The following is a 26,633-nucleotide window of genomic DNA, read 5'->3' as shown; positions in this document are numbered from 1 at the left end:
GGCAGCCGCTGCGGTTGCACTCGGTTGCCGGTTACTCGCCGACGGTGCCGCCTTTCTGGTCGCACATGGCCTTGCTCATGGAGAGGAAGCCCTGGCCTTTGCAAGAACCCTGGCCTTTGCACGCATGGTCCTTGGTTTTGCAGTCGTTCTGGCCTTTGCAGGCGTTGACGCCATAGCAATGAACCGAGGCGTCTGCGGCTTGGACCTGGGTAGCAACACCGGCAAACATCGTAGCGGCGGCCATGGCGAGAGCGGCACCGGCAGCAGCGGATTTAATGTTCATTTTGTAGTCCTCATGATCGGTAGTGGAGTCGGTCTGAACGGATTGTTCAGTCTCGACACACCACTAGAGTGAGGCCCCCTGCCGGCGTTACAGCGCTACAAAAATAATTCGAAAATTATTCCTCAAGCTTCAGCAGCGGCTCCTGAAACCGCAGCAAACGCCCGGCATTGCCCAGTACCAGCAAGGTGCTGAGGTTGTGCAGCACCGCCGCAATCATGGCCCCGGCAGCGCCCAGCCAGCCGAAGGCGGCAAACACCACGATGGCCAGCGTCCAGCCCAGGCCGATGATCACGTTGACTTGCAACGTGTGCCGGCACTGGCGACTCAAGCGCACGCAGGTGCCCAGCCGGCGCAGGTCGCTGCCGATCAACACCACATCCGCCGAGGCCAGCGCGATATCCGCGCCGCCCGCGCCCATGGCCACGCCGACCACACCGGCCTTGAGCGCCAGGGAATCGTTGATGCCGTCGCCCACCACCATGGGCCGAAAGCCGCTGTCGATCTCGCCGAGCACGCGGTTGAGCTTGTCTTCCGGCAGGGCCTGGGCTTCGACATCACTGATGCCCACGTCCAGCGCCAGGCTGTCGGCCACACTCTGGCGGTCGCCGGTCAGCAGCAATTGGCGGCCCAGGCCGAGGTCGCGCAGTTCCTGCAGCGCCTGGCGGGCTTCGGGCTTGACGCTGTCGGCGAGCAACAGCCAGGCGACGAATTGCCCCTTCAGCGCCAGCCCGGCAATCGGGCCGTCGTGGTCAGGAACAGGCGTCGCGACGATACCCAATTGCTCGAACAATTCCGGACGCCCCAGCGCCGCTTCGCCCTGTTCGGTCTGTGCCACCACGCCCAGGCCCTGGCGCTCGCGGATATCGCTGAGCGCCAGCCGTTGTTCCGGCGTCGCCAGTTCCGCCAACGCGCGGCTGACCGGGTGGCTGCTGGCCGAGCCGAGGCTGGCCGCCAGGTTGAGCAGCGCCTGGCGATCCATCGATGCGCTCTCGATGGACTGCAAACGCAAGGTGCCAAAGGTCAGGGTGCCGGTCTTGTCGACCACCAGCGAGGTCAGGTCCGCCAACTCTTCGAGGAAGGCCGAGCTGCGAATCAGAATCCCATGCCGTGCCGCCACGGCAATCCCGGCAATCGCCGTGGCCGGGGCTGACAACACCAACGCACACGGGCACGCCGCCACCAGCACAGCCAACATCGCCTGGGCGTCATTGGTCACAAACCAGGTCACCGCCGCCAGCAACAGCACCAGCACCATGTAGCTGCCGGCGTAACGCTCCAGCAGCCGCGTGATCGGTGGCTTGGAACGCTCGGCGTTCTGCATCAGCGCAATCACCTTGCCCAGCGTCGACTCATTGCCGGTGCGGGTCACTTGCAGGCGCAACAGGCCGTCGAGGTTGATCGCGCCACCAAACACTTGGACGCCGACATGGGCCTCCAGCGGCACCGACTCGCCAGTGATCGGCGCCGTGTCCAGGCTGGCCTGGCCCGACAGCACTACGCCATCGGCCGGCACGCGGTCACCGGCGCGCACTTCAACGATATCGCCGGGGTTCAGCGTGCCGTTATCCACCTCATGGATGCTGCCATCGGCGTGCACCCGGCGGGCATGGCTGCGCGTCAATTTACCCAGGGCGTGGATCGCCTCCTGGGAGCCGATCACACTGCGCTCCTCCAGCACATGCCCGAAAATCATGATGATCGGCAGCAGTGCGGCGGTCAGCAGGTCACCGGTGGCCCACGCCCCCATCATCGCGAGGGCGATCAACTGGTCGGTGATGCCATGCAGGCTGGGGAAGCGCAGGCTGTACCAGGCCGAGCGCATTACCGGCACGGCGACCAGCAAGGACGCCGCGCCGAGCAGCAATTGACTGACGCCACCCTGGTCCGGCGCCAGCCAGCGCCAGACCAGGCCCAGCACCAGCAAACCCAGGGCGAGCATCGCCAGGGTCAATTGCCGGGCGGCGCTGCGCTGCTCGGCGGAGGTCAACATGGGTGCGCTCATTGTTCGGCTCCCTGGATGATCAAGCGGGAGTCGTCTTTAGGATCGACGGTGGTCACAGCGCCGGCCTGGCCGAGAATCTTCGGCAGCCGCTCGCGGTACAAACGCAGCAGCAAGCCGGGGTCTTTCACCTGGGCCAGGCTCGCGACAGTAGCAGTCTGCGCCTGCGCATTGGCCAGGCGTTCGCTGGCCTGGGCATGGGCGACCTGCACCAGGCGGTCGGCCTCCTGGTTGGCGGTCTGGGTGAGTTTTTCCGCGTCGGTACGCGCATTGGCCACCGCTTTGTCGGCCTGCTGGCTGGCGGTGAGCACGGCGTTGAAGGCATTTACCGCCGGCCCCGGCAGGCTTGATTGCACGTCGACGCGGGTGACCTGTATGCCCAATCCCAGGCCAGTGGAAGTCAACTCCGCGAGGCGCTTGTTGATGCCTTGCACCAGGTCTCCACGCAGCCTTTCGCGCCGTTGCGCGGCGCCGTTGTCGGTGCCGATCAGTTCCGGTCGCGCCACCAGGATCGTGTCCAAGTCACGCGCGGCGGTCAGGGCCACCGCGCTGCGGGTCACCAGGCGGTCCAGCGCCGGCAGCACATGCTCGCCCTGCAACACAAACGCATAGGGCTCGGTGACTTTGTAGAACACCCGCACATCCAGCTGCACCACGCCGGCATCGCCGGTCAGCAGGTAGCCGGAGCCGGCCAGTGCGTCGCTCAACGGGGTGGCGAAACTGGCCACGCGGTCGGCCTGGATCGCAGCATCGGAACGCAGCAGATTCTCCACGCGCCGCTCGATCACGCGATCCGCCGCCGGCAACAGCACCACTTGCTCGAACGGCTGCGGCCAGGCCAGCAACAAGCCGGCATTCTGGATGCGATCCAGCGCGCCGAAGTGCAACACCACGGCACGGTTCTGCGGGTCGATCTGCCGCACATTGGAAAACGCCCAGGCCAATGCCGCCAATACCGTCACCGCGTACAGCGCCAGAAAGGTCAGGCGCCCAGCCTGGATCCACGGGCTGTCCGGGCTGCCACGCTCGATCATGGCTGGACGTCCTTCGGCCCGTCCACCAATGCACGGAACGGCGCCGCGTCGGTGCGCAGGATGATCCTGGTACCCGGCGTCACGACGGTGCCCAAGGTATCCAGCGAGCGCAGCAAGTTGTACAGCTGCGGGTTGCCGGCGTAGGCACGCCCATAGATCTGCGCCGCTTCGACGCGCGACTGTGCTTCGATGTCAGCCGCTTTCACCGTGGCATCGGCTTGCACGATGCGCGCATCACGCTCGGCGGCGGAACGGATCTGCGCCGCTTCACGCTTGCCCACGGCGGTGCGTTCGGTCGCGATGGTTTCGCGTTCGGCACGCATGCGGTCGACCGTCGCGGTGAGGGTGACCGACGGCAACGTCAGCCGCTCGATGCCGACCTGGGCCACGCGCACGCCATAAGTAGTGAGCAATTGTTGATCAATCTGCTGGCGCAACTGAGCCTCGAAATCGGCAATGCGCACTTGGCTGGCATCCGTATTGATCAGGCTCGACAAGTCAAAACTGGCGGCCGTGGTCTCCAGCGCCGAGCCGACAAAGGTGCGAATCTGCCGCGCCGCCTCATCCGGCTGGTTCTGCACCGCGCGCATGAAGCGCTGCACATTGTCGGCATCGCCCTGCACCTGCCACGCCACATAGGCCTGCACGATGATGCGCAGGCCGTCGCGGGTGCCTACATCCTGCAAGCCACTGGACGTGGTGCGCAGGCGCAGGTCCACCGGGATCGCCGCTTCGAACGGCGCCGGCCAGCGCCAGCCCAGGCCCGGCTCCAGCAATACCCGCGACGGGTTGCCGAAGCGGGTAATCACCGTGGCTTCACCGGAACGCACCTGCACCAGGCTGGCCGCCGCTACGGCAAACAGCACCAGCAGCACCGCCCAGGCCATGCGCCGCCAGGGGAACGGGCCTGCCGCGTGTTCATCACCATGATGAGCCTGGTGATGATGGCCATGATGATGATCGTGAGAATGAGCGCTCAACAGACAGACTCCTTATTGAACGGCTTTACGCGGCACCGAAGGATCGGCCGGTAAGGTAAAAGAACGCAGATCGATCGTCGGCGCGCCATCGGCACCCAGGCGGTGATCCAGAATAAGCAGCTTGGCGTGGGCCAGGCCCTGGCTGAGTTGGCCGAGGTACTGCTCGAGCACAAAGGCCTGGCCGGCCGTGGCGTAGGCCTTTTGTTCGGCAGCAAAGCGCAGGTCGGCCGCCTGGGCCCCGGCCTTCACTTCACGCGCGCTGGCCAGCGCCTGGTCGCGCGCAGTACTGGCTTGCAGCAAGGCCTGGTTGGTCTGCTCGCTGGCGGCACCGCGTTCGCGGGAGATCAGGGCCTGGGCGCCAATCTGCGCGGCTTGCACGCCGTGGTAGGCATTGGCGGCACCGGCCGGTGGGTGGATGGCTTCCACGACCGTGGCGAGGATTTCCACGCCGCTGTCGAGTTTTTGCAGGTCCGCTTGCACCGCGCTGCCAATTTCGTCAGCAAGGCGAGTGCGTTGCTCGCCGAGCAATTCGTCGAGGGTGCGCGAGGCAAAGTCGTGAACCAGGATACGGCTGGCGGTGCTGCGAATCAGGGTCGGCACGTCCGCGCTGTGGTAGGTGGCGGCCAGCGCGGCCTGGTCGGTGAGGCCGATGCGGTAGACAAACCGCACATCCATATTGACGATCTGGAAGCTCTGCTTGTCGCCGCTGCTGCTGGCGATCACCTGGGATTTGTCATTCACATGGCTGGCGTCCCACAACCGATTGGCGATCAACGGCGCCGGGCCCTCGGCAGGCGCCAGTTCCGGCGCAGCCGCTTCGCTGACGCTGGTGGCCAACTCATGCACCACGCCATTTTCCACGTTGATGACACGGCCTAACGGCCAGGGTAGACCGGCATGCAGGCCGGGCCCGAACACCTCGACGGGCTTGCCAAAGCGTTCATAAATCCCACGCCCTTGCAGCGGCACTTCATGCACGCCGGTCAGTGTCCAGCCGACAGTCAGCACCACCAGCAGCACCGGGAAGAATGCACGGCGCATGTAGGTAAACGCCCAGATCTGGCGCAGGTCGATGCCGAAGCGGTTGTGCAGCTCATGCTGCAAGGCGAGTAACGGTTGCGGCGGCCAGCGCAGCAGATCGGCAATAAAGCTCTGCGCCATCAAGCGCGGTTCAAGGCGCGGTTGGCGCGGGCTGAACAGCGACAGCACGGCCCGAAGCAGAAACTCCAGCGCCACCAGGGCGGGCAACAGGCCGATCAGTGTGGCGAGGCGCAGCGGCCAGACAGACGCTGCGCCGGCAAACAGCAGGCAGATCGCGCTGACCACCAGGCACACAATCGCCACCCGGCTCAACTGTGCCAATTGCGCCGCTTCCGGCCATTGCGTGGCGGTTTCCTGAGCCAGGCGCCGCTCGAACACCAGCAGACCAAACGCCAGTGCCAAGCCGAGCGCGGCACCGACACTGGCCGACTGCCCCACCGCCGCGGCGGGCAGCGCCAGGTTCCAGAACTCGATAACACTCACCAGCGCCAGCAGCGCCCAACCGCACAGCCACAACACCGGCGCACCGATCTGGGCCAGCAGGCCACTGCCCAGGCGGTTGGCCAGGCTTCGATGCCAGGTGACGGGCTCGTCGGGCTGTTCGGTCAACACCGCCACCGGTTCTTCCAGCGCCTGGGCACGCCAATCGGCGACCCACCACGCCGACTGCAACCCGGCCACCAGCACCAGCAGCGCCGAGGCACAGTTGATCAACACCACCGGCCAGATCGACAGCGGCGCAAACAGCGCGACAAACAGCGCCAGCACCCAACCGGCAACGGCCAGGGCCGTCAGGCTGATGCCGGCTTGGCGCAATCGACGGGCATGGAACAGCCCTTGCTGAAAACGCGGCAGGCCTTCCACCGAAGCGCCGTCAGCCTCTAGATCCACTTGCATCTACTTAACGCCCAGTTGTACACAATTCGTTACGATATAACACGCAGCGTGAAATTTTTGTTCGAAACCCGCGTAAAACCCCTGCGGGAGTGGGCTTGCCCACGATGGAGGTGTGTCAGTTATCGCTGTTCACCCTTACCCACCGCATTCGTGGGGCGGCCCGCTCGCTGATTTGCTCGGCAACGCCTTCGATAGCGTGACAAAACCCCCATAAACACGCGCCATCACTGGTGCAGGCCATGAATAATCGGCACACTCCAAACCAGTTTTTCGCGGGCTCACGGACAAGGAAGCGTCACTCCCCATGATTTCGATCTATCAGCTCAAGCCGCGTTTTCAAAACCTGCTGCGACCCCTCGTGCAGCGCCTCTACGACAACGGCACCACCGCCAACCAGATCACCGTCCTGGCCGGCGTGGTTTCCCTGTTGGTCGGCCTGCTGATCGCCAGCTTCGCTCAACACCTCTGGCTGTTTGCGCTGATCCCGTTGTGGATGATCCTGCGCATGGCGCTGAACGCCATCGACGGCATGCTCGCGCGTGAATTTGGCCAGCAGTCGCGCCTGGGCGCCTACCTCAATGAACTGTGCGACGTCATCGCCGACAGCGCGCTGATCCTCCCCTTCGCGCTGATCCCCGGTGTGAGCCTGGCGCCGGTGCTGCTAGTGGCGCTGCTGGCGGTATTCAGCGAATACGCCGGCGTGCTCGGGCCCATGGTCGGTGCGTCGCGCCGCTACGACGGGCCGATGGGCAAGAGTGACCGGGCCTTCGTCCTCGGCGTACTGGCCACCGGTGTTGCACTGGGTTGGCTCGGCGCGGGCTGGGTCGACACCGTGATGTGGCTGGTCGCCGCCCTGCTCGCCTACACCCTGGTCAACCGGGTGCGCCAGGGCCTCAAGGAACACTCAGATACTCCACCGATTGCATAAGGATTTTTGCGATGCGCGAACAGCAAGAGCACACCTTCAGTACCCATGATGGCGTCGAGCTTTTCTATCGGCACTGGCCGGCTACTGCGCCTGCGGGCGATGAGCCGCGCAAGGCGATCCTGCTGTTCCATCGCGGTCATGAGCATTCGGGGCGCATCGCGCACTTGGTGGATGAACTCGACCTGCCGCAATTCGACTTCTTCGCCTGGGACGCCCGCGGCCACGGCCAATCACCGGGCGCGCGCGGTGACAGCCCAAGCTTCGCCACCAGCGCCCGCGACGTGCAGACCTTCTGCGAGCATATCGGCGCGGCTTACAGCATCGAGGAAGAAAACTTCGCGGTGGTCGCGCAAAGCGTGGGCGCGGTGATCGCAGCCACTTGGGTGCATGACTACGCGCCGAAAATCCGCGCGCTGGTACTCGCCTCGCCGGCGTTCAAGGTCAAGCTGTACGTGCCGTTCGCACGGCCAGGGCTGGCGCTGATGCGCAAGTTTCGCGGCAACTTTTTCGTCAACAGTTACGTCAAGGCCAAGTTCCTCAGCCATGACCCTGAGCGCGTGGCGTCCTACGACAGCGACCCGCTGATCACCAAGGCCATCTCGGTCAATGTGCTGCTTGGCCTGTACGAAGCGGCCGACCGCGTCGTAGCCGATGCCCAGGCAATCCAGGTGCCGACCCAACTGCTGATCTCCGGCTCCGACTTTGTGGTGCACCGCAAACCCCAGCAGCAGTTTTTTGACCGCCTTGGCAGCCTGAAAAAAGAGCTGCATATCCTTCCCGGTTTCTTCCACGACACCCTTGGCGAACGCGACCGCGCGGTGGCCGTGAGCAGTGCCCGGCGCTTTATCCTGCAGAATTTCACCCAGCCGCTGGACCGCGCTTGCCTGCTGGACGCCGACAAGCTGGGTGCCACCTGCGCCGAGTCCGAAGCCCTAGCGGCGCCGCTGCCGCGCAATTCCCTGCGCGACCTGTACTGGCGCCTGACCCGCGCCAGCATGGGCCTGGGCAAGAACCTGTCGGACGGGGTGAAACTTGGTTTCGACACCGGCTTCGACTCCGGCAGTACCTTGGATTACGTGTACCGCAACAAGCCCACCGGCAAGGGCGGGCTGGGGCGGATGATCGACACCAACTACCTCAACTCCATCGGCTGGCGTGGCATTCGCCAGCGCAAGTTGAATGTCGAAGAACTGCTGCGCCTGGCCATGATCCGGCTGCGCGATGAGCAGCGCGAAGTGCGCATCGTCGACATCGCCGCCGGCCACGGCCGCTACATCCTGGAAGCCTTGCAGGGTGTGTCGCCGCTGCCGGAGTCGATCCTGCTGCGCGACTACAGCGACATCAACGTACGCGACGGTGGCGCCCTGATCCGCGAGAAGGGCCTGGGAGATATCGCGCAGTTCGTCAAAGGCGATGCATTCGACCGACTGGACCTGGCGGCACTGGACCCCAAGCCGACACTGGCGGTGGTGTCCGGGCTGTATGAATTGTTTGCCGACAACGGCATGGTCGGCGGCTCACTGGCGGGTCTCGCCGAGGCCGTGGAGCCTGGCGGTTATCTGGTCTACACCGGCCAGCCGTGGCACCCGCAGCTGGAACTGATCGCCCGTGCGCTGACCAGCCATCGCCAGGGCCAGGCCTGGGTGATGCGCCGCCGCAGCCAGGCGGAAATGGACCAATTGGTGGAAGCCGCCGGTTTCCGCAAGATCACCCAGCGTGTGGACGAGTGGGGCATCTTTACCGTGTCCCTGGCACAGAAGATCTGAACATGCGCGAACCCGGCCTGTTAAAGCCAGCGGTGCTGTGGCTGCTGCTGTTGGCGCCGCTGTTTTTCAGTACCTATGGCTTCGCCACCTGGGTCACCAGCCAGCGCAGCGACGTCGGCACGCTGGTGTTCGACTGGGAAACCCATATGCCCTTCTGGGCCTGGACCATCGTGCCCTACTGGTCCATCGACCTGCTCTATGGTTTCTCGCTGTTGCTGCCCAATAGCCGTCACGAACTCAAGCAACATGCCCTGCGCCTGTTGACGGCGCAGGTCATCGCGGTGAGTTGCTTCCTGATCTGGCCGCTGCGCTTCACCTTCGAACGCCCGGAACTGGACGGCGTGTTCGGCTGGCTGTTCGCCGTGCTGGCGGGGTTCGACAAGCCGTTCAACCAGGCGCCCTCGCTGCACATCGCGCTGCTGGTGATCCTGTGGGTCATGTACCAACGCCATACGCAGGGCTTCTGGCGCTGGGTGGTGCATGGCTGGTTCGCGTTGATCGGGATTTCAGTGCTGAACACTTATCAACACCACTTTATCGACTTACCCACAGGCGCCCTCGCCGGCTGGCTGTGCGTGTGGCTGTGGCCGCTGGAGCACCCCAGCCCGCTATTGAATACGCGGCTGACGCGAGACCCCAAGCGCTGGCGGTTGGGCGCGCGCTACGGCCTCGGCGCCCTGGTGTTGGTCATCCTGGCCTTTGGGCTGGGCGGCGGTTGGTTGTGGCTGCTGTGGCCAGCGGTTTCATTGGGTCTGATCAAGGCCAATTACTTCGTGCTCGGTGCTGCAGGCTTCCAGAAACGCGCCGATGGCCGGCTCACACCCGCCGCCCGCTGGCTGTACGCGCCTTACCTCGCGGCCGCGTGGATCAATTCACGTCTGTGGACGCGCAAACATCCACAGCCTGATCTCATTGTGGATAACGTCTGGCTCGGCAGGATTCCCAGCGCCCGCGAGCAGGAGCCGTTCAAGGCTATCGTCGACCTGTGCGCCGAATTGCCGATTAATCCACAGGGCCGCGCTTATCAGAATGTGCCCGTGCTGGACCTGATCGCACCGACACCCGAACAATGCCTGCAAGCCGCACACGCCATCGAACGTCTGCGCCAGAGCGGGCCGCTACTGGTGTGCTGCGCCCTCGGCTACTCACGCAGCGCCACCGCCGTCGCTGCCTGGCTGCTGCACAGCGGCCGCGCGGCCACGGTGGATGACGCGCTGGCTATTATTCGTGCAGCGCGTACCCGTGTAGTCCTGCACCCCGCTCACCGTAAAGCTCTGGAGGGTTTGCCCCATGCCCGCTGATATGGAACTGCAGGTCGTCGCCAGCCTGCTACGCCGTGGTCGTTCGCTGGATCAGTTATCCACAGGCCTGACCGTGGTCGGTGTGTTATTCGGCTTGGCCCAGTTGTTGATGGCGAGTATTTCGACCATCTGCCTGCTGCTCAGCCTGTGGATGATTATCCTCGGGCTGCTGCAAAAGTACTGGGCACTGCGCGTGGCCTTTGATGCCGACCTCTTTGCGCTGCTCGCCCGCGACACCGATCGCACCGCGGACCTCGATCTGGCCCTGCAAACCCTTGGCCTGCAATCGGCCAAGCGCGCGGGCCGCCCCTGGACCGAGCGCCGTCGCGGCGCCCTCAAACTGCTGCGCAAACAAGCCTGGCTGCTGGGCGCGCAAGCGCTGCTGACCCTCGCCGTGATCCTCGCCAGCCCCTGGCTGCCCTTCGCCGGATAAGGAATCCCCATGTTCGAACCCGTGGTCGCCACGCTGATTACCTCCATGGCCCGCACCGTCACCGGCGCCCGCAGCCTGTGGCTGGGCTGCGCGCCGGTGCCGGTGCAGCGCATCTACTTCGCCAACCACAGCAGCCACGGCGATTTCGTGCTGCTGTGGGCGTCGTTGCCGCAAAACCTGCGCAAATTCACGCGCCCGGTAGCCGGCAGCGATTACTGGAACAAAAGCGCAGTGCGCCGCTACATCATCAACCGCGTGTTCAATGGCGTGCTGATCGACCGCGAGCGCAAGGACCCTGTGGATAACCCCTTGCAGCCCATGCTCGATGCGCTGGAGGGTGGAGACTCGCTGATCATCTTCCCCGAAGGCACACGCAATCTGGAAGACGGCCTGCTGCCGTTCAAAAGCGGCCTGTATCACCTGGCGAAAAGTTACCCACAGGCCGAGTTGATCCCGGTGTGGATCGCCAACCTCAACCGCGTCATGCCCAAGGGACGCGTGCTGCCGCTGCCTCTGCTGTGCACCACCAGCTTCGGCGCCCCGCTGCAATTGGCCGAAGGCGAAGACAAAGCCGCGTTCCTCGCCCGTACCCGCGATGCTCTGCTCGCCCTTGCCCCGGAGCATTCCTGAGATGGATAGCCAAACCCTGATGTTGTTCGGCGGGATCGGCGCGATCCTGGTACTCGCCTCGCTGATCGGCCTGGTCCTCAAACTGCGCACGCGTGGCACGCCGAATGCGGTGATCGAGAACCTCAACGCGCGCATCAACGCCTGGTGGGTGATGGTGGTCGTGATCGGCATCGCCTTCTGGCTCGGTACCGGCGCGGTGATCCTGCTGTTCTACGCGGTCTCGTTCTACGCCCTGCGCGAATTCCTCACCCTCACGCCTACCCGCCGCAGCGACTACCCGGCCCTGGTGGCCGCGTTCTACCTGGCCCTGCCGCTGCAATACCTGTTGATCTACTCGGACTGGTACGGGCTGTTCTCGATCTTCATCCCGGTGTACGTGTTCCTGCTGCTGCCGATCCTCGCCTCCCTTGGCGGCGACACCACGCACTTCCTGGAACGTGCCTCGAAGGTGCAGTGGGGCCTGATGATCGCGGTGTTCTGCGTGTCGTTCGTCCCGGCCCTGCTGACCCTCGACATCCCTGGCTATGAGGGCCGCAACCTCTTGCTGATCGCCTACCTGGTGATCGTGGTGCAACTCTCGGACGTGCTGCAGTACGTGTGCGGCAAGCTGTTCGGCAAGCACAAGATCGCGCCCAACCTATCGCCGTCCAAGACCGTTGAAGGGTTTATCGGCGGGATTTTGCTCTCCTCGCTGATCGGCGCGGCGCTGTGGTGGACCACGCCGTTCAACCCATGGCAGTCGTTTTTGATCGCATTGCTGATCAACCTGCTGGGCTTTGCCGGCGGCATCGTGATGTCGGCGATCAAGCGCGACCGCGGCGTGAAAGACTGGGGGCACATGATCGAAGGGCACGGCGGCATGCTGGATCGGCTGGATTCGGTGTGTTTTGCCGCGCCGATCTTCTTCCACCTCGTGCGCTACTGGTGGACCTGAAAAATCCTAAGGAACCGGCTTGCCGGCGATGACGGTCTTGAACACTGCGTGAAATTCGCAGGCCTCATCGCTGGCACGCCGACGCCTACGAATCATTAGCCTGGCAAATGCCCGAGCGGCAACGCCCCCGGGGTTTTCACGGTCTGGATCGCGAAGTTGCTGCGGATATCCCTCACGCCCGGCAGCTTCAGCAGGCTGCCAGTGACGAACCGCTCATAGCCACGCAAGTCCGGCACCACCACCTGCAGCAGAAAGTCCGACTCGCCCGAGACCAGGAATGCCGAGATCACCTCGGGCAGCGCAGTGACCGCCTCGCGAAAGGCGTTGGCCTCGGTGTCGTTATGCCGTTCCACTTTCACCCCGACAAATACCATCATGCCCAGCCCCACTTCATCGCGGTCGAGCGTGGCCTGGTAGCCGCGAATCACGCCGGCCTCTTCCAGCAGGCGCACACGCCGCAGACACGGTGAGGCAGACAGGCCGATTTCGTCGGCCAGTTGCACGTTGCTCAGGCGGCCGTCGCGTTGCAGGGCCTCGAGAATCTTACGATCAAACGTATCGAGTTTGAGAGTTGGCATAAGTGAATGGCTGTTAGCTTATTCAGTGGCAGAGAATGCCAAGACTAGACGCTTTTCTGGCTTATTACGCAAGCACCTGCCCCGCCCTCGCGCCCTAGAATCAGTCGACCAAATACGGGGGTGGAACATGGCGGAACTCTGGTTGTTTTTGATGGCCCTGTCGGTGGCGTATCTGTTGCCGGGGCCGGACATGATCCTGTTGCTGCAGACCGGCGCACGCCAGGGCAAGGCCCTCGCGCTGACCACGGCGATCGGGCTGGGGATTGCCCGGGCGTGCCATGTGGCGCTGGCAGGCATGGGCCTGGCGACCTTGTTCAAAGTGGCGCCGTGGACATTCGATGTGGTGCGCCTGGGCGGCGCGGCCTATCTGCTATGGCTGGGGGTTCAATGCTTGCGCGCGAATATGCTGCCGTCCCTCGCCAACGCGAACACGCCGCCAACGCTGCATGCCTGGCGCACGGCGTTTCAACGCGGCCTGCTCACCAACCTGCTCAACCCCAAGGCACTGTTGTTCTGCTCGGTATTGCTGCCGCAATTCATCAACCCGCAGGCTGGGCCGGTGGCAATGCAGTTTGCGTGGTTGGGGGTGATGCTGGTGAGCGTCGGTTTCGCCTTCGACTGTTGTTATGCCCTGACGGGTGCGCGCATCGGCCATTGGCTGGCGCGTAATCGCTCGGCGCAGCGTATGCAGCAGTGGTTGTTCGGCAGTCTTCTGATCGGTTTTGCGGTGCGCCTCACTTTTGTGCAACACGCCTAGCGGTAGGGCGTATCGGCGTCATCTTTTGTATCAAAGACGCGTGTAAGATACGCCGCACTTAGCCAGGGATGCTCACCATGTTCGATTCGTTCAAAGCGATCAGCCGCCGTATCAGCGCTGTGTTGTTGACTGTGGTGGGGGCCGTTTTCGGCCAATGGCATCCGCCGCTCTGGCTCCGTGCGATCGGCCGTGGCGTGGCGAACCTGGGGCACAAGGCGCGTGCCTATCCGCGTCAGGCCGGCGCCGGCCTAGTGGGCCTGGTGTTGCTGGCGGCCGCGGGGTTCTACGGCTGGCACTGGTATTCCAACCTGCCGCAGCCCCACACCGTGGGGTATTCGCTGCACAAGCCCAACCTGACCGACTACACCCAGCAGCCGCCGGTTGTGGATAACCTGCAAGTACGCTTCGCCGAATCCGTGGCCCCGCTGGCCGCCATTGGCAAGCCGGTGACCGAAGGCATCACCCTGAACCCCTCCGTGGCCGGTGCCTGGCGCTGGTCCGATGACCGCACCTTGCTGTTCGTGCCGGAAAAGGACTGGCCGGTAGACGCCCATTACACCCTCGACCTGGCCAAGAAAAACCTGCTGGCCGATGGCGTGCTCCTCAGCCAATACAGCAGCCAGTTTTCCACCCAACCGTTCCGCGCCACCCTGGCGCAAAACGAGCTGTACCAGGACCCGTCCAACCCGACGCTGAAACAGCTGGTGGCAACCTTCCATTTTTCCCACCCCGTTGATGAAGACAGCCTGCGCAAGCGTGTCTCGGTGACCCTCGGCAAAGGCCTGGCCTACCGCGACGCCCAATTGCCCAACCGCCCGGAAATCACCTTCGACGAGAAAAAACTCAACGCCTACGTACGCTCCGCCGCCCTGGCCACACCGCTGGAAAGCACGCCGGTCAGCGCCAAGCTCGACGAAGGCATCAAGGCGCGCGACGGCGGTAACGCCAGCGCCGCAGCGCTGGTGGCGGAAGTCACCGTGCCCGGCCGCTACCGCCTGACCTTTACCGGCGCCGACGTCAGCTTTGTGGATAACGCGCGCGGCGAGCCCGAGCCGGTGCTGATGTTCAGTAGCTCCAGCGCCGTAGCCGATGAAACCATCGCCGGTAAGGTGCAGGCCTGGCTGTTGCCGGAAAAAGCCCAGGACGACACGCGCCCCTACAACAGCAACGACATCGACGACGCCCTGCTCGCCCGCAGCAGCAAAATCACCTTGACCCACGTGCCCAGCGTCGAACCGTTGAACACCCTGCACGCCTTCAAATTCAAGGCCCCGGCCGGTCGCGCCGTGTATGTACGCGTGCCCGCCAACCTCGAAGCCATCGGTGGCTATCTGGCGAAAAATCCGACAGCGTCGCTGCTCAGCATGCCCGCGTATCCGCGCACCTTGCAGTTCCTGTCCGACGGCGCGCTGCTCAGCCTCAATGGCGAAAAACGCCTGGGCTTCATGGCTCGCGGCGTGCCCGGCGCGCATGTGGAAATCGCCCGCCTGCTGCCCAACCAATTGCAACACCTGGTGGACCAGAGCAGCGGCAGCTTTGCGCGGCCTAACTTCGGCAACGAATATTTCGACCGTATGGTCGAGCGTCAGGCACTGGATATTCCGCTGTCGTCCTCGGACCCTGCGAAAACTGTCTACGACAACGTCGATCTCAGCCACTACCTCACCGCCAATGGCGGCCGTCGCGGCATTTTCGTACTCAAGCTCAGTCCGCAGGATGACCCGGCAACACGCACATTCGAGTACGAGCGCAGCAGCACCAGCGATCTGCGTTTTATCGTGGTGACCGATCTTGGCATCATCGCCAAGCGCTCCAGCGACGGCAGCCATGATGTGTACGTGCAGTCCATCGGCAGCGGTTCGCCGGTGGCGGATGCGCAAGTCGACATCATTGGCCGCAACGGTTTGCCGGTGAGCAGCGGCCATACCGACGCCGAAGGCCACGTGCATTTCGCCAAGCTGGATGAACTACGCCGTGAGAAAACGCCGCTGATGTATGTGGTCACTCGCGGCAATGACCAGTCGTTCCTGCCGATTGCCCGTCAGTCCCAACAACTGGATTTATCGCGCTTCGACGTCGGCGGTCTGGAAGAAGACGGTGCCGTTGATCGTCTCAGCGCCTACCTGTTCACCGACCGTGGGCTGTACCGGCCCGGCGAAACCGCGCACCTGGGCATGATCGTGCGCAGCGGCAACTGGAAAGGCGCCCTGCAAGGCCTGCCGGTGGAGCTGCAAATCACCGACCCGCGTGGCCTGGAAGTGATTCGCCAGCCGCTGAAGCTGTCCGCCAGCGGTTTTGAAACCTTTGATTTCCCCAGCAGCGAAGTGGCCCCCGCCGGCGACTACACCGCGACCTTGCAGCTGATCGGCGAGAAGCAGACCCGCACCGACCTGGGCAGTGTCAGCTTCAAAGTCCGCGACTTCGAGCCGGACCGCATGAAGGTCAGCCTGAGCCTGCACGACACCCCGGTGCAGGGCTGGATCCCACCTGACCAGGTGGTGGCCAAAGTCACTGCGATGCACTTGTTCGGTGCCCCGGCATCCGGCCGGCGTGTCACCGCGAAAATGTCCCTGAGCCCCACGCTCGCGGCCTTCGACCGTTACCCCGATTACCGCTTCCGCCTCAACGATGCCCTAGAGGAGGCCAGCACCGAAGACCTGGCCGAGACCACCGTCGACGACAACGGCCAGGCCGTGCTCGACCTCAACCTGCAACGCTTCGCCAACAGCACCTATCGCCTGCAGGTGATGACCCAGGTGTTCGAGGCTGAAGGCGGCCGCAACGTGGCCGCGCAAAGTGCCGTGCTGGTGTCATCCGCGCCCTACCTGGTGGGTGTGAAAAGTCAGGATTCGCTGTCGTACGTCGCCAAGGACGCCCCGCGCCAGGTGCAATGGCTGGCCGTCGCGCCGGACCTCACGCCACTGGCAGTGGACGGCCTGACCAGCGAAGTGGTCGAGCACCGCTACGTGTCGGTGCTGGTGAAACAGTCCAACGGCACCTACAAATACGAGTCGCGCATCAAGAACATCAGCCAACCTGCCTCACCGCTGGTGATGACCCAGGAAGGTGCCAAGCAGACGCTGAACACCGGCACGCCGGGTGATTTCACCCTGCAACTCAAAGACGCCAACGGCAACCTGCTCAACCAGATCGACTACAGCGTGGCCGGCCGTGGCAACACTTCGCGCTCGCTGGAACGCAACGCCGAACTGCAATTGCGCCTGGATAAACGCAGCTACGCCACCGGCGATGAGATCGCGATCAGCATCCGCGCGCCGTACACCGGCGCCGGCTTGATCACCATCGAGCGCGACAAGGTCTACACCCAGCAGTGGTTCAAGGCCGACAGCACCAACAGCGTGCAACATATCCGCGTTCCGGCAGGGCTTGAAGGCAATGCCTACGTCAACGTGCAGTTCGTGCGGGACATCGGTTCGTCCGAGGTCTATATGAGCCCGCTGTCCTACGGCGTGGTGCCCTTCAGCATCAACCTGGATGCGCGGCGCATGGCACTGAAGGTCGAAGGCCCGGCGAAGATCGAACCGGGGCAGACCCTGGACATCAAGGTCAACGCCGACCGTCCGGGCCGCGCGGTGGTGTACGCGGTGGACGAAGGCATCCTGCAAGTGGCGCGCTACCAGACGCCGGACCCGCTGGGCTTCTTCTTCCAGAAGCGGGCGCTGGAGGTCGGCACCAGTCAGATCCTTGACCTGATCCTGCCGGAATTCAGCCGCCTGCTCAGTGGGGCAGCGCCGGGTGGCGATACCGAAGGCGCCCTGGCCAACCACCTCAACCCGTTCAAGCGCAAACACCAGCCGCCAGTGGCCTGGTGGTCGGGCCTGGTGGACCTGCCAGCGGGTGAAACCGTGCTGCATTACCAGGTGCCGGACAGCTTCAACGGCAAGTTGCACCTGTTTGCGGTGGCGGTGGATGCCGACAGCGTCGGCGTCAGCGAGGCCAACACCGAGGTGCGTGGGCCGATTGTGATCAGCCCGAACGTGCCGGCCTTCGTGGCCCCGGGCGATGTGTTCAACGTCAGCGCCGGGGTGTTCAGTAACCTCGACGCGGCAGCGGACGTTAAGTTTGAAGTGCAGACCAGCGCCGGCCTGGTGGTGCAGGGTGACAAGGGCAGCACCTTGTCCCTGCAACCGCGCAAGGAAGGCACCGCCGAGTTCAAGATCAAGGTCGGCGACACCCTCGGTTCGGCGGACCTGCGTTTTGTCGCGGTGCTGCCGGATGGCAAACGTATTCAGGTCGCCGAAACCACCTCGATCCGCCCACTGAGCGAGCATCGCGTGGCCCTGAGCCTGGGCCGCTTCGACAGCGCCAGCAAAGAGCTCAAGCCGACCCGCGAACTGTTCAGTCAATTGCGCGACGTGCAATTGGGTGTGGCGGCCTCGCCATTGGTGTGGGCCAACGGCCTCAAGCATTACCTGGATGACTACGGCTATGCCTGCACCGAGCAACTGGTGTCCAAGGCCATGCCGGCATTGATCTGGGGCGGCAATGCACCAGAGGCCGAACAGGCCTTCGGCAGCGCGGTACGCATGCTGCGCCAGCGCCAGAACCAGGCCGGCGGCTTCGGTTTGTGGGCGGCCAACCCGGACGTGGCGCCGTATGCCAGCCTGTACGCCACCGACTTCCTGATCGAAGCCCGGGAACGTGGGCTGCCGGTTCCCGAAGACCTGCTGGTGCGCTCGAATGCGTATCTGACAGACCTGGCCAACGGCCCGAGCGAAGGCCTGTCGGAATTGCGCAACCGTGCCTACGCCAGTTACCTGCTGAGCCGTCAGGGGATTCTCGTCAGCGGCGCCTTGAGCGATATCCGCGAACGCTACGAAAGCTACTTCAAGGACACCTGGCAGAACGACCTCGGCGCCGCTTACCTGGCCGCCAGTTACAAGCTGCTCAAGCAGGATCGCCAGGCCGATACGTTGTTCCGCAAGATCCCATGGCGTTCGCTTGTGGATAAGTGGGAAAGCGATGGCCTGTACTACGACCCGCTGGTGCATGACGCCGAGCATCTGCACCTGCTGGCGCGGCACTTCCCCGAACTGCTGGACGATGTGCCGGTGGCGTTGCTGGATAAACTCGGCAAGCGCCTCAACGAGCAACGTTACAACTCGCTGTCGGCCGCCCTGTTGCTGCGCGCTCTGGACAACTATGGCCAGCGTGCGCAAAGCGACATGACCCTCAAGGCCACCGCCTGGCTGGGCGACAAGCAGCAACAACTGCTGGAAATGGCTGGCCAGCCGCCACGCGCTGGCGTGCCGGGCGCCACGCAAAAGCTGGTGATGGAAAAATCCGACGGCCCGGCGGCGTTCTACATGCTCAGCGAGGCCGGGTTCGACAAGGGCGCGAAGCTCAAGCCGATCACCAATGGCCTGGAGATCATCCACGAATACCTCGACCTCAAGGGTGAGCCGGTGAGCAAAGTGGCGGTGGGCGACGAGTTCCTGGTGCGCTTGCGCCTGCGCGCCACCGACCGTGACCAAGTGCAGCAAGTCGCCGTGGTCGACTTGCTGCCGGGTGGCGTCGAGCCTGTGTATAACTTGCCGCCGGAGCCGGAAGCCGCCAGTGCCGAGGAAAGTGAAGGAGAGGAATCCGAGTACGTGGAAGCCAGCGACGAAGAGGCCGACACCTGGCAGGCGCCGATCGGCGAAACCGAGCTGAGTAACTGGCAGCCGGAGTACGTGGATGTCCGCGATGATCGGGTGGTGTTGTACGGCACTGCGCTGCGCGACGTAGGGACTTTCGTTTACCGCGTGCGCGCCACCAACGCAGGCACCTTCAATACACCTCCGGCCTACGCCGAAGGCATGTACGAAACCACCCTGCAAGGGCGCGGCAAAGTAGGCCAGCTTGAAATTACCAAGCCTTAAACGCCTGACGCCGCTGCTGGCAGCGGCGGTGGTGCTGGCAGGGTTGCGGCTGTGGCCCCATGCCCCGCTGGAGCAGGCCGTGACCTCGTCACGGGTGGTGTTGGCCGACGACGGCTCGCTGTTGCGCATGACCCTCGCGCAAGACGGCCAATACCGTTTATGGCTGCCGCTGGAGCGCATGTCGCCGTCATTGGTCGAGGCCCTGCTGCTCAAGGAAGACCGTAATTTCTACTGGCACCCGGGGGTCAATCCTCCGGCGTTGCTGCGCGCGGCCATGGCGACCTACACCGGTGGCCAGCGCCAGGGCGGCTCGACCCTGAGCATGCAACTGGCGCGGCGCCTGTGGGATCTCAACACCCGGCAAGTACCGGGCAAACTGCAGCAGATCGCCCTGGCCCTGTGGCTGGAAGCGCGCTACAGCAAGCACGACATCCTCGAGGCTTACCTGAACCTGGCACCGATGGGCGGCAATATTGAAGGCGCCGAGGCGGCCAGCCGGATTTATTTCGGCAAGTCGGCGGCGCAGTTGTCGCTGTCCGAAGCCCTGGCGTTGGCGGTGATCCCCCAGCAACCGGGGCGGCGTGCGCGCTTTGGGCCGTCGCTGCAAAACGCGCGGCTGAGGCTGATGGCCGACTGGCGCGAAACTTATCCACAGGATGCGCGCAACGCCAGTCTACTCGACCTGCCCCTGGAAGCGCGCAACCGCCAGCAGATCCCGTTTCTGGCACCGCACCTGAGCGAGCAACTGTTGGCATCCCAGACCGGTAATGAGCTGAACAGCACCCTTAACCTGCCACTTCAGCAATTGCTGGAACGCTTGATCACCGGCTTTATCGCCGAGCGCCGCAGCACCGGGGTGGAAAACGCCACGGCGATCCTGATCGACAGCCGCGACCAGAGCGTCAAGGCCCTGGTGGGCTCGGCGGATTACTTATCCACAAGCCTGCATGGCCAGGTCAACGGCGTGCTGGCGCGGCGCTCGCCGGGCTCGACCCTCAAGCCGTTCCTGTATGGGCTGGCGCTGGATCAGGGCGTGATTCATCCGATGAGCATCCTCAAAGACCTGCCGAGTAATTTTGGCTACTTCCAGCCGGAAAATTTCGACGGCAGTTTTGTCGGGCCGCTGACGGCGCGGGATGCCTTGATCCGTAGTCGCAATATCCCGGCGGTGTGGCTGGCCAGCCAGGTGAGGTCACCTTCGCTGTATGGCTTGTTGCAACGGGCCGGTATCAAGGGCCTGCGGGGTGAAAGCCATTACGGCCTGGCCCTGGCCCTGGGTGGCGGTGAGATGACCCCGGAAGAACTCGCGGGGCTGTATGTAATGCTGGCCGGCGATGGGCATCTACGGCCATTGCGCTATCTGCAGGAGCAACCGCAGACCACCGGCGCGCAACTGCTTACCCCCCAGGCCGCGTTTATGGTGCGCGACATGCTGCGCCGCAATCCGCGTCCGGATGGCTTGCCCGGCCGCCATTGGCGCACCGCCTGGAAAACCGGCACCTCCTGGGGCTTTCACGATGCCTGGAGTGCCGGTTTGGTCGGCCCGTATGTGCTGGTGGTATGGGTGGGCAACTTCGATGGGCGGCCGAACCCGGCGTTCATCGGCGCCAAAACCGCCGCGCCACTGTTCTTCCGTATCGCCGACGCCCTGCCCCTGGCCTTGCCCAATGTGCTGATCAAGCCTGACAAGCCGCCCGCCGGGCTGGTGCGTATCGACGTGTGCGCAGCCTCCGGCGAGCTGCCCAACCGCTGGTGCCCGCAAACCCGCAAGACCTGGTACATCCCCGGCGTCTCACCGATACGTGTCTCCAACCTGCACCGCCCGGTGCTGATCGACACCCGCACCGGCAAGGCCGCGTGCCCGCCATTCGAGGCGCAGTACACCCGCGAGGAAGTCTTCGAGTTCTGGCCCAGCGACATACAACGCCTGTACCGCGCCGCCGGCCTGCCGCGCCGCACGCCGCCCACGGTGATGAAAAACTGCCAGCCCAACCGCCTCAGCGACCAGAGCGAAGCGCCGCAGATTCGCTCGCCCCTGACCCAGGTGAGCTACCAGTTACGCCTGTCCCAGCCCCAGGAAAGCATCCCACTGAACGCCAACGCCGCCAGCGATGCGGCGACCCTGTACTGGTTCGCCGACCAGACCCTGATCGGCCAGGGCCCGCCGCAATCCACGCTGAATTGGCGACCGGGCAAGTCGGGAGAATACCGGCTGCGGGTCAGTGATGATCAGGGCCGCAGCGCGAGCCGCGGGCTAAAAGTGGAGTTTGTGCCCTGATCAGGCGTCTTCGTCGCCGAAACTGGCTTTGCCCACGCGTTTGGCAAAATGGTTGTACGCCGCGCCCAGCTTGCGCTGCTCGAAGATCGAGAACACCAGGGTGCCGACCAAGATCAGCATCCACACCAGAAACAACTTCAGCGTATCCACCTGGGCCACGAACAGCAGCAAGGTGACCACGCCGCCAATCACCATGCCCAGCCCGGTCCACGCACCCAGCACCCGGCCCACGGACATGCGGATGCCCTTGGGCAGCACCAGGCGGGTCGCCATCAGCACCACGATCATCGCCAGGAAGAAGCCAAACGCCGCCATGAACGGAATCTGGAAACCGCCCTCGCGATATAACCAGGCCAGCAATTTATACACAGGGCCAAGCTCGGCCATCTGTTGATAAGTGTCCGGCCCCGGCAAATGCAGTTGGGCAATGTGTTCGGGCGTGAGGGCCATGATGCCCACGCCGATCAGCCCCACGCAGGCCGCGTAGAAGCCAGCGGCGCGCCACAGCGGCGCGAGGACCCGACGGTTTTCCACATCCTCAGTCAGCGCTACACCGAACACCGCCTTGGGCTGTTTGCCCTGGGCAATCACGCGCAGGCCGTCGCGTTCGCAGGCGTCGCCGATAAGCATCACATCAAGGTCCTGGCTCAGCAGGATTTCACCCTGGCGGCGGGAGCTGCCCATCGACTCGTAATCGTCAGGCGACTTGTTGCCGAACAGATCAATGCCCTCGGCAATCACCCGGATTTCGCCGCTGGCGTCCTGCAGGCTGAAGTCATTGCAGCGCGCCTCGCCCGAAGCCCGGCTCCAGCTCCAGTGCCCGTCGTCGTCCTTCTTGCCGTCTTCGATGATCAACACGTAGCCCGCGCAAGGCTTGCCATACACCGGCGACACCAGCGGCTTATCCACAACCACCTTGCCGCGCAGTTCCACCAACCCCATCGCCAGCGAGCGGATCTGGCTGGTGGCCAGCCGCTGTTCCGTCTTGTAGAAACTGGGGCCGAAGCTGGCCAACAGGCCGAGCAGGATCAACGTCGGGAAAAACAACGCGATCAGGATGTTCGGCGCATAGACCATCAAGCCAATAAAGCCTGCGAGTATCAGCAGCGCCAGCAGGGTTTTCCATGCCTGCTTTTTCTTGATGGCGCCAGCTTGGGTGGTCTTCATGTGCCGGGCACTTCGAGCTTGACACCTTCGTAGCGGGTTTCTTCAGCACTGATGGCCAGCAACGGAATACGCTGGTAACTGAGCATTCGCGCAAAGAACAGGTCGGGAAACACTGCGATGGCGATGTTGTAGAGGTTGACCGACTCATTGAAGAACTCACGCCGGTCGGCAATCCGCTCCTCCACCGCCGAGATCGCCTGCTGCAACGCGACCATGTTGGGCCCCGAGATCAGCGCGGGGTAGTTCTCCGCCACCGCAATCACCGACTTCAGCGCAGCATTGAGCTGGTTGGAGGCGTCGACCTTGTCGTTGAGGCTGCTGGCGTTGAGGTATTGCGTACGCGCGTCGCTCAAGCGGGTGAACAGCGCGTTCTCATGGTTCATGGCGGTCTGGACCACGCGCATCAGGTCCGGGATCTGATCGGCCCGCTGCTTGAGCAATACGTCGATGTTGGCGAAAGCCTTGTCCACATCGTTACGCCGCATCACCAGCCCGTTGTAGACCCCCACCATCCAGCCCACGACGCCCACGACAATGATCAGCGCAACGATGCCGGCGATTAGCAGTTCGATATTCATGGTGAAGGCGTTCCCTGGCTGAGTTATCCACAGGGTCGCATTCTAGGGGGAAAACGATGTCACGCGACGGGCACTGGCCCACAGAACCGACAAGAGGTGCTTAACCCGAGGAAAGCTCCACGTAGCTCGACTCGCCACCGCCAGCGGCACCTGACAACCAGCCCCACTCGAAGCTCAGCGTAGTGCGTCCGACAGGGTCTACACCGACCGTCCCACGCGACCAACCGGACAGCAGCTGACCGTCCAGCGTCAGGCACTGATACAGCAACTCGATGGTATCCGGGCCTGTCACGCGTCCCACTTGCGTACCCAGCCGGATGCGACCGCCTTGGTAGGTGCCGGAGATGGCATCACCTTCGACAAGGTAATGAAACACCGTACCCGTACCCGACAGCCCTTGGGCGTTGTTGGCGACAGTGAATCGCCGGTTGTGCAGACGTGGATGGATCTGGGAGGGCGTGTGCATCGAGGTCGCATCCTTTCGCGGGGACCTGGAGACCCGGGCGGGCCTCCAGGGTATGGCGTCTTACTCCACGGTCACCGACTTCGCCAAGTTGCGCGGCTGGTCGACGTCGGTGCCCTTGAGCACGGCGACGTAGTACGACAGCAGCTGCAACGGGATGGTGTAGAGAATCGGCGACAGCGTGTCGTGGATGTGCGGCATGTTGATGACGTGGGTGCCTTCACCGTTGACCATGCCGGCTTTCTCATCGGCGAACACGATCAACTGGCCGCCACGGGCGCGCACTTCCTGCAGGTTGGATTTGAGCTTTTCCAACAGCTCGTTGTTCGGCGCGACGGTCACCACCGGCATGTCGTCATCCACCAGGGCCAGTGGACCGTGCTTCAATTCACCGGCCGGGTAGGCTTCGGCGTGGATGTAGGAGATTTCCTTGAGCTTCAGCGAGCCTTCCATCGCCACCGGGTATTGCGCGCCACGGCCGAGGAACAGGGTGTGGTTCTTGTCGGCGAACAGTTCGGCGACTTTTTCCACTGTGCTGTCCATGGCCAGGGCTTCACCCAGGCGGGTCGGCAGGCGACGCAGTTCTTCTACCAGGGTGGCTTCGACACCGGCGGCCAATGTGCCGCGAACCTGGCCCAGGGACAGAGTGAGCAGCAACAAGCCGACCAGTTGGGTGGTGAAGGCTTTGGTGGAGGCTACGCCGATTTCGCGACCAGCCTGGGTCAGCAGGGTCAGGTCGGATTCGCGCACCAGCGAGCTGATGCTGACGTTGCAGATCGCCAGGCTTGCGAGGAAGCCCAATTCCTTGGCGTTGCGCAGGGCGGCCAGGGTGTCGGCGGTTTCGCCGGACTGCGAGATGGTCACGAACAGGGTGTCAGGCTGCACCACCACCTTGCGGTAGCGGAACTCGCTGGCGACTTCGACCTGGCACGGGATGCCGGCCAGCTCTTCGAGCCAGTAACGCGCAACCATGCCGGCGTGGTAGCTGGTGCCGCAGGCGACGATCTGCACATTGCGCACTTTGGCGAACAGCTCGGCAGCTTGCGGGCCGAACGCGTTGACCAGCACCTGGTTCTGGCTCAGGCGACCTTCCAGGGTGCGCTGCACCACCGAAGGCTGCTCGTGGATTTCCTTGAGCATGAAGTGGCGAAACTCGCCCTTGTCGGCGGCTTCCGCGCCATCACGGTATTGCACGGCTTCGCGCTCGACGGGGTTGCCGTCGACGTCCCAGATCGACACGCTTTCACGCCGGATGTCGGCGATATCGCCTTCTTCCAGGTACATGAAGCGGTCAGTGACCTGGCGCAGGGCCAGTTGGTCGGACGCGAGGAAGTTCTCACCCAGGCCCAGGCCGATCACCAGCGGGCTACCACTGCGAGCGGCCACCACACGGTCCGGTTGGCTGGCGCTGATCACCGCCAGGCCGTAGGCGCCATGCAGTTCCTTGACCGTGGCCTTGAGGGCGGTGGTCAGGTCGCTGTGGTCCTTGAGCTTGTGGTTGAGCAGGTGGGCGATGACTTCGGTATCGGTGTCCGAGGTGAACACGTAGCCGAGGCCCTTGAGTTGTTCGCGCAGTACTTCGTGGTTTTCGATGATGCCGTTGTGCACCACGGCCAAGTCACCGGAGAAGTGCGGGTGGGCATTGCGTTCGCACGGCGCACCGTGGGTGGCCCAGCGGGTGTGGGCAATCCCCAGGCGACCGACCAGCGGCTCGCCGAGCAGGGCTTGCTCCAGCTCGGCGACCTTGCCCGGGCGGCGCATGCGCTCAAGCTTGCCGGCGTTGGTGAAGACCGCCACACCGGCGCTGTCATAGCCGCGGTATTCCAGGCGCTTGAGACCTTCAAGCAGGATGGCGGTGACGTTGCGTTCAGCGACTGCGCCTACAATTCCACACATGGTATTTCTCCTAGATGATTGCCGCGCATATCAGCGTAATGCCGCGGGCTTGGATCTGGTCGCGGGCCTCAAGCGGCAGGCGATCATCGGTAATAAGGGTATGGACGCTGCTCCAGGGCAGTTCCAGGTTGGGAATCTTGCGGCCGATCTTGTCGGATTCGACCATCACCACCACTTCACGGGCGACCTCGGCCATCACGCGGCTCAGGCCCAACAATTCGTTGAAGGTAGTGGTACCGCGTTCCAGGTCGATGCCATCGGCGCCGATGAACAACTGGTCAAAGTCGTAGGACCGCAGCACCTGCTCGGCAACCTGGCCCTGGAATGAGTCCGAATGCGGGTCCCAGGTGCCGCCGGTCATCAACAGCACCGGCTCGTGTTCCAGTTCGCTCAAGGCGCGGGCCACGTGCAGGGAGTTGGTCATCACTACCAGGCCGGGCTGGTGGCCCAGTTCGGGGATCATGGCCGCCGTCGTGCTGCCGCTGTCGATGATGATGCGGGCGTGCTCACGCAAACGCATCACGGCGGCCCGCGCGATGGCGCGCTTGTAAACCGAGATGGGTTGGGCGGCGTCGCCCACCAGTTCCTGCGGCATGGTGATCGCGCCACCGTAGCGGCGCAGTAGCAGGCCGTTGCTTTCGAGGGCTGCGAGGTCCTTGCGGATGGTCACTTCCGACGTTTCGAAACGCTTCGCCAATTCGTCCACGCTGACTTCGCCCTGTTCATTGAGCAAGGTCAGGATGTTGTGGCGTCGTTGGGGTGTATTTCGTTTCGACATGGTGATGATAAGTTTCGCTTCGAAAGATAA

General features: G+C 63.8%; 20 protein-coding genes. 9 read left to right on the top strand and 11 right to left on the bottom strand.

The window, feature by feature from the left end:
• Positions 1 to 31 precede the first annotated feature (31 nt).
• From bufA2 to hflK (AC07SI_RS11065), 5 genes are all read right to left on the bottom strand, one after another.
• The gene (gene bufA2 / locus AC07SI_RS11085; RefSeq protein ID WP_065902641.1) at positions 32 to 283 is read right to left on the bottom strand and encodes a BufA2 family periplasmic bufferin-type metallophore; all 252 of its coding nucleotides are present in this window, start codon (positions 281 to 283) and stop codon (positions 32 to 34) included.
• A gap of 115 nt (positions 284 to 398) precedes the next feature.
• On the bottom strand, positions 399 to 2,285 hold the full coding sequence (locus AC07SI_RS11080; RefSeq protein WP_495005730.1) for a cation-translocating P-type ATPase: 1,887 nt from the start codon (positions 2,283 to 2,285) through the stop codon (positions 399 to 401).
• The gene (gene hflK / locus AC07SI_RS11075) at positions 2,282 to 3,316 is read right to left on the bottom strand and encodes a protease modulator HflK (protein WP_106805591.1); all 1,035 of its coding nucleotides are present in this window, start codon (positions 3,314 to 3,316) and stop codon (positions 2,282 to 2,284) included. The genes AC07SI_RS11080 and hflK (AC07SI_RS11075) overlap by 4 nt, the downstream gene beginning before the upstream one ends.
• Positions 3,313 to 4,299 carry a protease modulator HflC gene (gene hflC / locus AC07SI_RS11070; protein ID WP_495005804.1) on the bottom strand — a complete coding sequence of 329 codons (987 nt, stop codon included), beginning with the start codon at positions 4,297 to 4,299 and terminating at the stop codon, positions 3,313 to 3,315. The genes hflK (AC07SI_RS11075) and hflC overlap by 4 nt, the downstream gene beginning before the upstream one ends.
• Before the next feature lie 9 nt (positions 4,300 to 4,308).
• Positions 4,309 to 6,234: a protease modulator HflK gene (hflK, locus tag AC07SI_RS11065; RefSeq protein ID WP_495005729.1), complete on the bottom strand. Its 1,926-nt coding sequence runs from the start codon at positions 6,232 to 6,234 to the stop codon at positions 4,309 to 4,311.
• A gap of 304 nt (positions 6,235 to 6,538) precedes the next feature.
• Here hflK (AC07SI_RS11065) and AC07SI_RS11060 point away from each other — a divergent pair, with 304 nt between their 5' ends.
• The 6 genes from AC07SI_RS11060 to AC07SI_RS11035 are packed head-to-tail and all read left to right on the top strand — an operon-like array spanning position 6,539 to position 12,226.
• Positions 6,539 to 7,162: a CDP-alcohol phosphatidyltransferase family protein gene (locus AC07SI_RS11060; RefSeq protein ID WP_106805589.1), complete on the top strand. Its 624-nt coding sequence runs from the start codon at positions 6,539 to 6,541 to the stop codon at positions 7,160 to 7,162.
• Between the two features lie 11 nt (positions 7,163 to 7,173).
• The gene (locus AC07SI_RS11055) at positions 7,174 to 8,928 is read left to right on the top strand and encodes a bifunctional alpha/beta hydrolase/class I SAM-dependent methyltransferase (RefSeq protein ID WP_106805588.1); all 1,755 of its coding nucleotides are present in this window, start codon (positions 7,174 to 7,176) and stop codon (positions 8,926 to 8,928) included.
• 2 nt (positions 8,929 to 8,930) lie between these two features.
• Positions 8,931 to 10,229 (top strand): phosphatase PAP2/dual specificity phosphatase family protein, encoded by a 1,299-nt coding sequence (locus AC07SI_RS11050; RefSeq protein ID WP_495005728.1) that lies wholly within the window; start codon positions 8,931 to 8,933, stop codon positions 10,227 to 10,229.
• Positions 10,219 to 10,662 (top strand): hypothetical protein, encoded by a 444-nt coding sequence (locus AC07SI_RS11045; RefSeq protein WP_495005727.1) that lies wholly within the window; start codon positions 10,219 to 10,221, stop codon positions 10,660 to 10,662. The genes AC07SI_RS11050 and AC07SI_RS11045 overlap by 11 nt, the downstream gene beginning before the upstream one ends.
• Positions 10,663 to 10,671: 9 nt before the next feature.
• Positions 10,672 to 11,292 (top strand): lysophospholipid acyltransferase family protein, encoded by a 621-nt coding sequence (locus tag AC07SI_RS11040; RefSeq protein WP_065902657.1) that lies wholly within the window; start codon positions 10,672 to 10,674, stop codon positions 11,290 to 11,292.
• A 1-nt stretch (position 11,293) separates the two neighbouring features.
• A complete protein-coding gene (locus AC07SI_RS11035) occupies positions 11,294 to 12,226 on the top strand; it encodes a phosphatidate cytidylyltransferase (protein WP_495005726.1) in 933 nt (310 codons plus the stop codon).
• A gap of 95 nt (positions 12,227 to 12,321) precedes the next feature.
• On the opposite strand, the gene AC07SI_RS11030 is transcribed toward AC07SI_RS11035, so the two are convergent.
• Entirely contained in the window at positions 12,322 to 12,804 is a 483-nt protein-coding gene (locus AC07SI_RS11030; protein WP_065902660.1) for an Lrp/AsnC family transcriptional regulator, read from the bottom strand.
• Positions 12,805 to 12,931: 127 nt separating this feature from the next.
• On the opposite strand from AC07SI_RS11030, the gene AC07SI_RS11025 reads away from it, so the two are divergent.
• From AC07SI_RS11025 to pbpC, 3 genes are all read left to right on the top strand, one after another.
• Positions 12,932 to 13,561 (top strand): LysE family translocator, encoded by a 630-nt coding sequence (locus AC07SI_RS11025; protein ID WP_065902661.1) that lies wholly within the window; start codon positions 12,932 to 12,934, stop codon positions 13,559 to 13,561.
• A gap of 77 nt (positions 13,562 to 13,638) precedes the next feature.
• Positions 13,639 to 19,443 carry an MG2 domain-containing protein gene (locus tag AC07SI_RS11020; RefSeq protein WP_495005725.1) on the top strand — a complete coding sequence of 1,935 codons (5,805 nt, stop codon included), beginning with the start codon at positions 13,639 to 13,641 and terminating at the stop codon, positions 19,441 to 19,443.
• A complete protein-coding gene (gene pbpC, locus AC07SI_RS11015; RefSeq protein ID WP_495005724.1) occupies positions 19,424 to 21,721 on the top strand; it encodes a penicillin-binding protein 1C in 2,298 nt (765 codons plus the stop codon). Before AC07SI_RS11020 ends, pbpC begins: the two co-directional genes overlap by 20 nt.
• Here pbpC and AC07SI_RS11010 read toward each other — a convergent pair whose 3' ends face one another.
• From AC07SI_RS11010 to AC07SI_RS10990, 5 genes are all read right to left on the bottom strand, one after another.
• Positions 21,722 to 22,888: a hypothetical protein gene (locus AC07SI_RS11010; RefSeq protein ID WP_495005723.1), complete on the bottom strand. Its 1,167-nt coding sequence runs from the start codon at positions 22,886 to 22,888 to the stop codon at positions 21,722 to 21,724.
• Entirely contained in the window at positions 22,885 to 23,466 is a 582-nt protein-coding gene (locus tag AC07SI_RS11005) for a LemA family protein (protein WP_106805580.1), read from the bottom strand. Before AC07SI_RS11005 ends, AC07SI_RS11010 begins: the two co-directional genes overlap by 4 nt.
• A 100-nt stretch (positions 23,467 to 23,566) precedes the next feature.
• Positions 23,567 to 23,932, bottom strand: coding sequence for an avidin-fold protein (locus AC07SI_RS11000; RefSeq protein WP_495005722.1), 366 nt, complete (start codon positions 23,930 to 23,932; stop codon positions 23,567 to 23,569).
• A gap of 60 nt (positions 23,933 to 23,992) precedes the next feature.
• Positions 23,993 to 25,825, bottom strand: a complete 1,833-nt coding sequence (gene glmS / locus AC07SI_RS10995; RefSeq protein WP_065902670.1) for a glutamine--fructose-6-phosphate transaminase (isomerizing) — start codon at positions 25,823 to 25,825, stop codon at positions 23,993 to 23,995.
• A gap of 10 nt (positions 25,826 to 25,835) precedes the next feature.
• Positions 25,836 to 26,603 (bottom strand): DeoR/GlpR family DNA-binding transcription regulator, encoded by a 768-nt coding sequence (locus AC07SI_RS10990; RefSeq protein WP_028618576.1) that lies wholly within the window; start codon positions 26,601 to 26,603, stop codon positions 25,836 to 25,838.
• Positions 26,604 to 26,633: the final 30 nt, after the last annotated feature.

Source organism: Pseudomonas sp. GW821-FHT05D12 (genome assembly GCF_059419825.1).
This window is presented reverse-complemented; position numbering and strand designations above follow the sequence as displayed.

Excerpts from the sequence above, each read along its gene's own strand:
- hflK (WP_495005729.1), bottom strand. The coding sequence starts at position 6,234 with ATGCAAGTGGATCTAGAGGCTGACGGCGCTTCGGTGGAAGGCCTGCCG.
- AC07SI_RS11080 (WP_495005730.1), bottom strand. The coding sequence starts at position 2,285 with ATGAGCGCACCCATGTTGACCTCCGCCGAGCAGCGCAGCGCCGCCCGG.
- AC07SI_RS11010 (WP_495005723.1), bottom strand. The coding sequence starts at position 22,888 with ATGAAGACCACCCAAGCTGGCGCCATCAAGAAAAAGCAGGCATGGAAA.
- AC07SI_RS11000 (WP_495005722.1), bottom strand. The coding sequence starts at position 23,932 with ATGCACACGCCCTCCCAGATCCATCCACGTCTGCACAACCGGCGATTC.
- AC07SI_RS10990 (WP_028618576.1), bottom strand. The coding sequence starts at position 26,603 with ATGTCGAAACGAAATACACCCCAACGACGCCACAACATCCTGACCTTG.
- AC07SI_RS11035 (WP_495005726.1), top strand. The coding sequence starts at position 11,294 with ATGGATAGCCAAACCCTGATGTTGTTCGGCGGGATCGGCGCGATCCTG.
- AC07SI_RS11050 (WP_495005728.1), top strand. The coding sequence starts at position 8,931 with ATGCGCGAACCCGGCCTGTTAAAGCCAGCGGTGCTGTGGCTGCTGCTG.
- glmS (WP_065902670.1), bottom strand. The coding sequence starts at position 25,825 with ATGTGTGGAATTGTAGGCGCAGTCGCTGAACGCAACGTCACCGCCATC.
- AC07SI_RS11055 (WP_106805588.1), top strand. The coding sequence starts at position 7,174 with ATGCGCGAACAGCAAGAGCACACCTTCAGTACCCATGATGGCGTCGAG.
- AC07SI_RS11060 (WP_106805589.1), top strand. The coding sequence starts at position 6,539 with ATGATTTCGATCTATCAGCTCAAGCCGCGTTTTCAAAACCTGCTGCGA.
- bufA2 (WP_065902641.1), bottom strand. The coding sequence starts at position 283 with ATGAACATTAAATCCGCTGCTGCCGGTGCCGCTCTCGCCATGGCCGCC.
- AC07SI_RS11030 (WP_065902660.1), bottom strand. The coding sequence starts at position 12,804 with ATGCCAACTCTCAAACTCGATACGTTTGATCGTAAGATTCTCGAGGCC.
- AC07SI_RS11020 (WP_495005725.1), top strand. The coding sequence starts at position 13,639 with ATGTTCGATTCGTTCAAAGCGATCAGCCGCCGTATCAGCGCTGTGTTG.
- AC07SI_RS11045 (WP_495005727.1), top strand. The coding sequence starts at position 10,219 with ATGCCCGCTGATATGGAACTGCAGGTCGTCGCCAGCCTGCTACGCCGT.
- AC07SI_RS11040 (WP_065902657.1), top strand. The coding sequence starts at position 10,672 with ATGTTCGAACCCGTGGTCGCCACGCTGATTACCTCCATGGCCCGCACC.
- AC07SI_RS11025 (WP_065902661.1), top strand. The coding sequence starts at position 12,932 with ATGGCGGAACTCTGGTTGTTTTTGATGGCCCTGTCGGTGGCGTATCTG.
- hflK (WP_106805591.1), bottom strand. The coding sequence starts at position 3,316 with ATGATCGAGCGTGGCAGCCCGGACAGCCCGTGGATCCAGGCTGGGCGC.
- AC07SI_RS11005 (WP_106805580.1), bottom strand. The coding sequence starts at position 23,466 with ATGAATATCGAACTGCTAATCGCCGGCATCGTTGCGCTGATCATTGTC.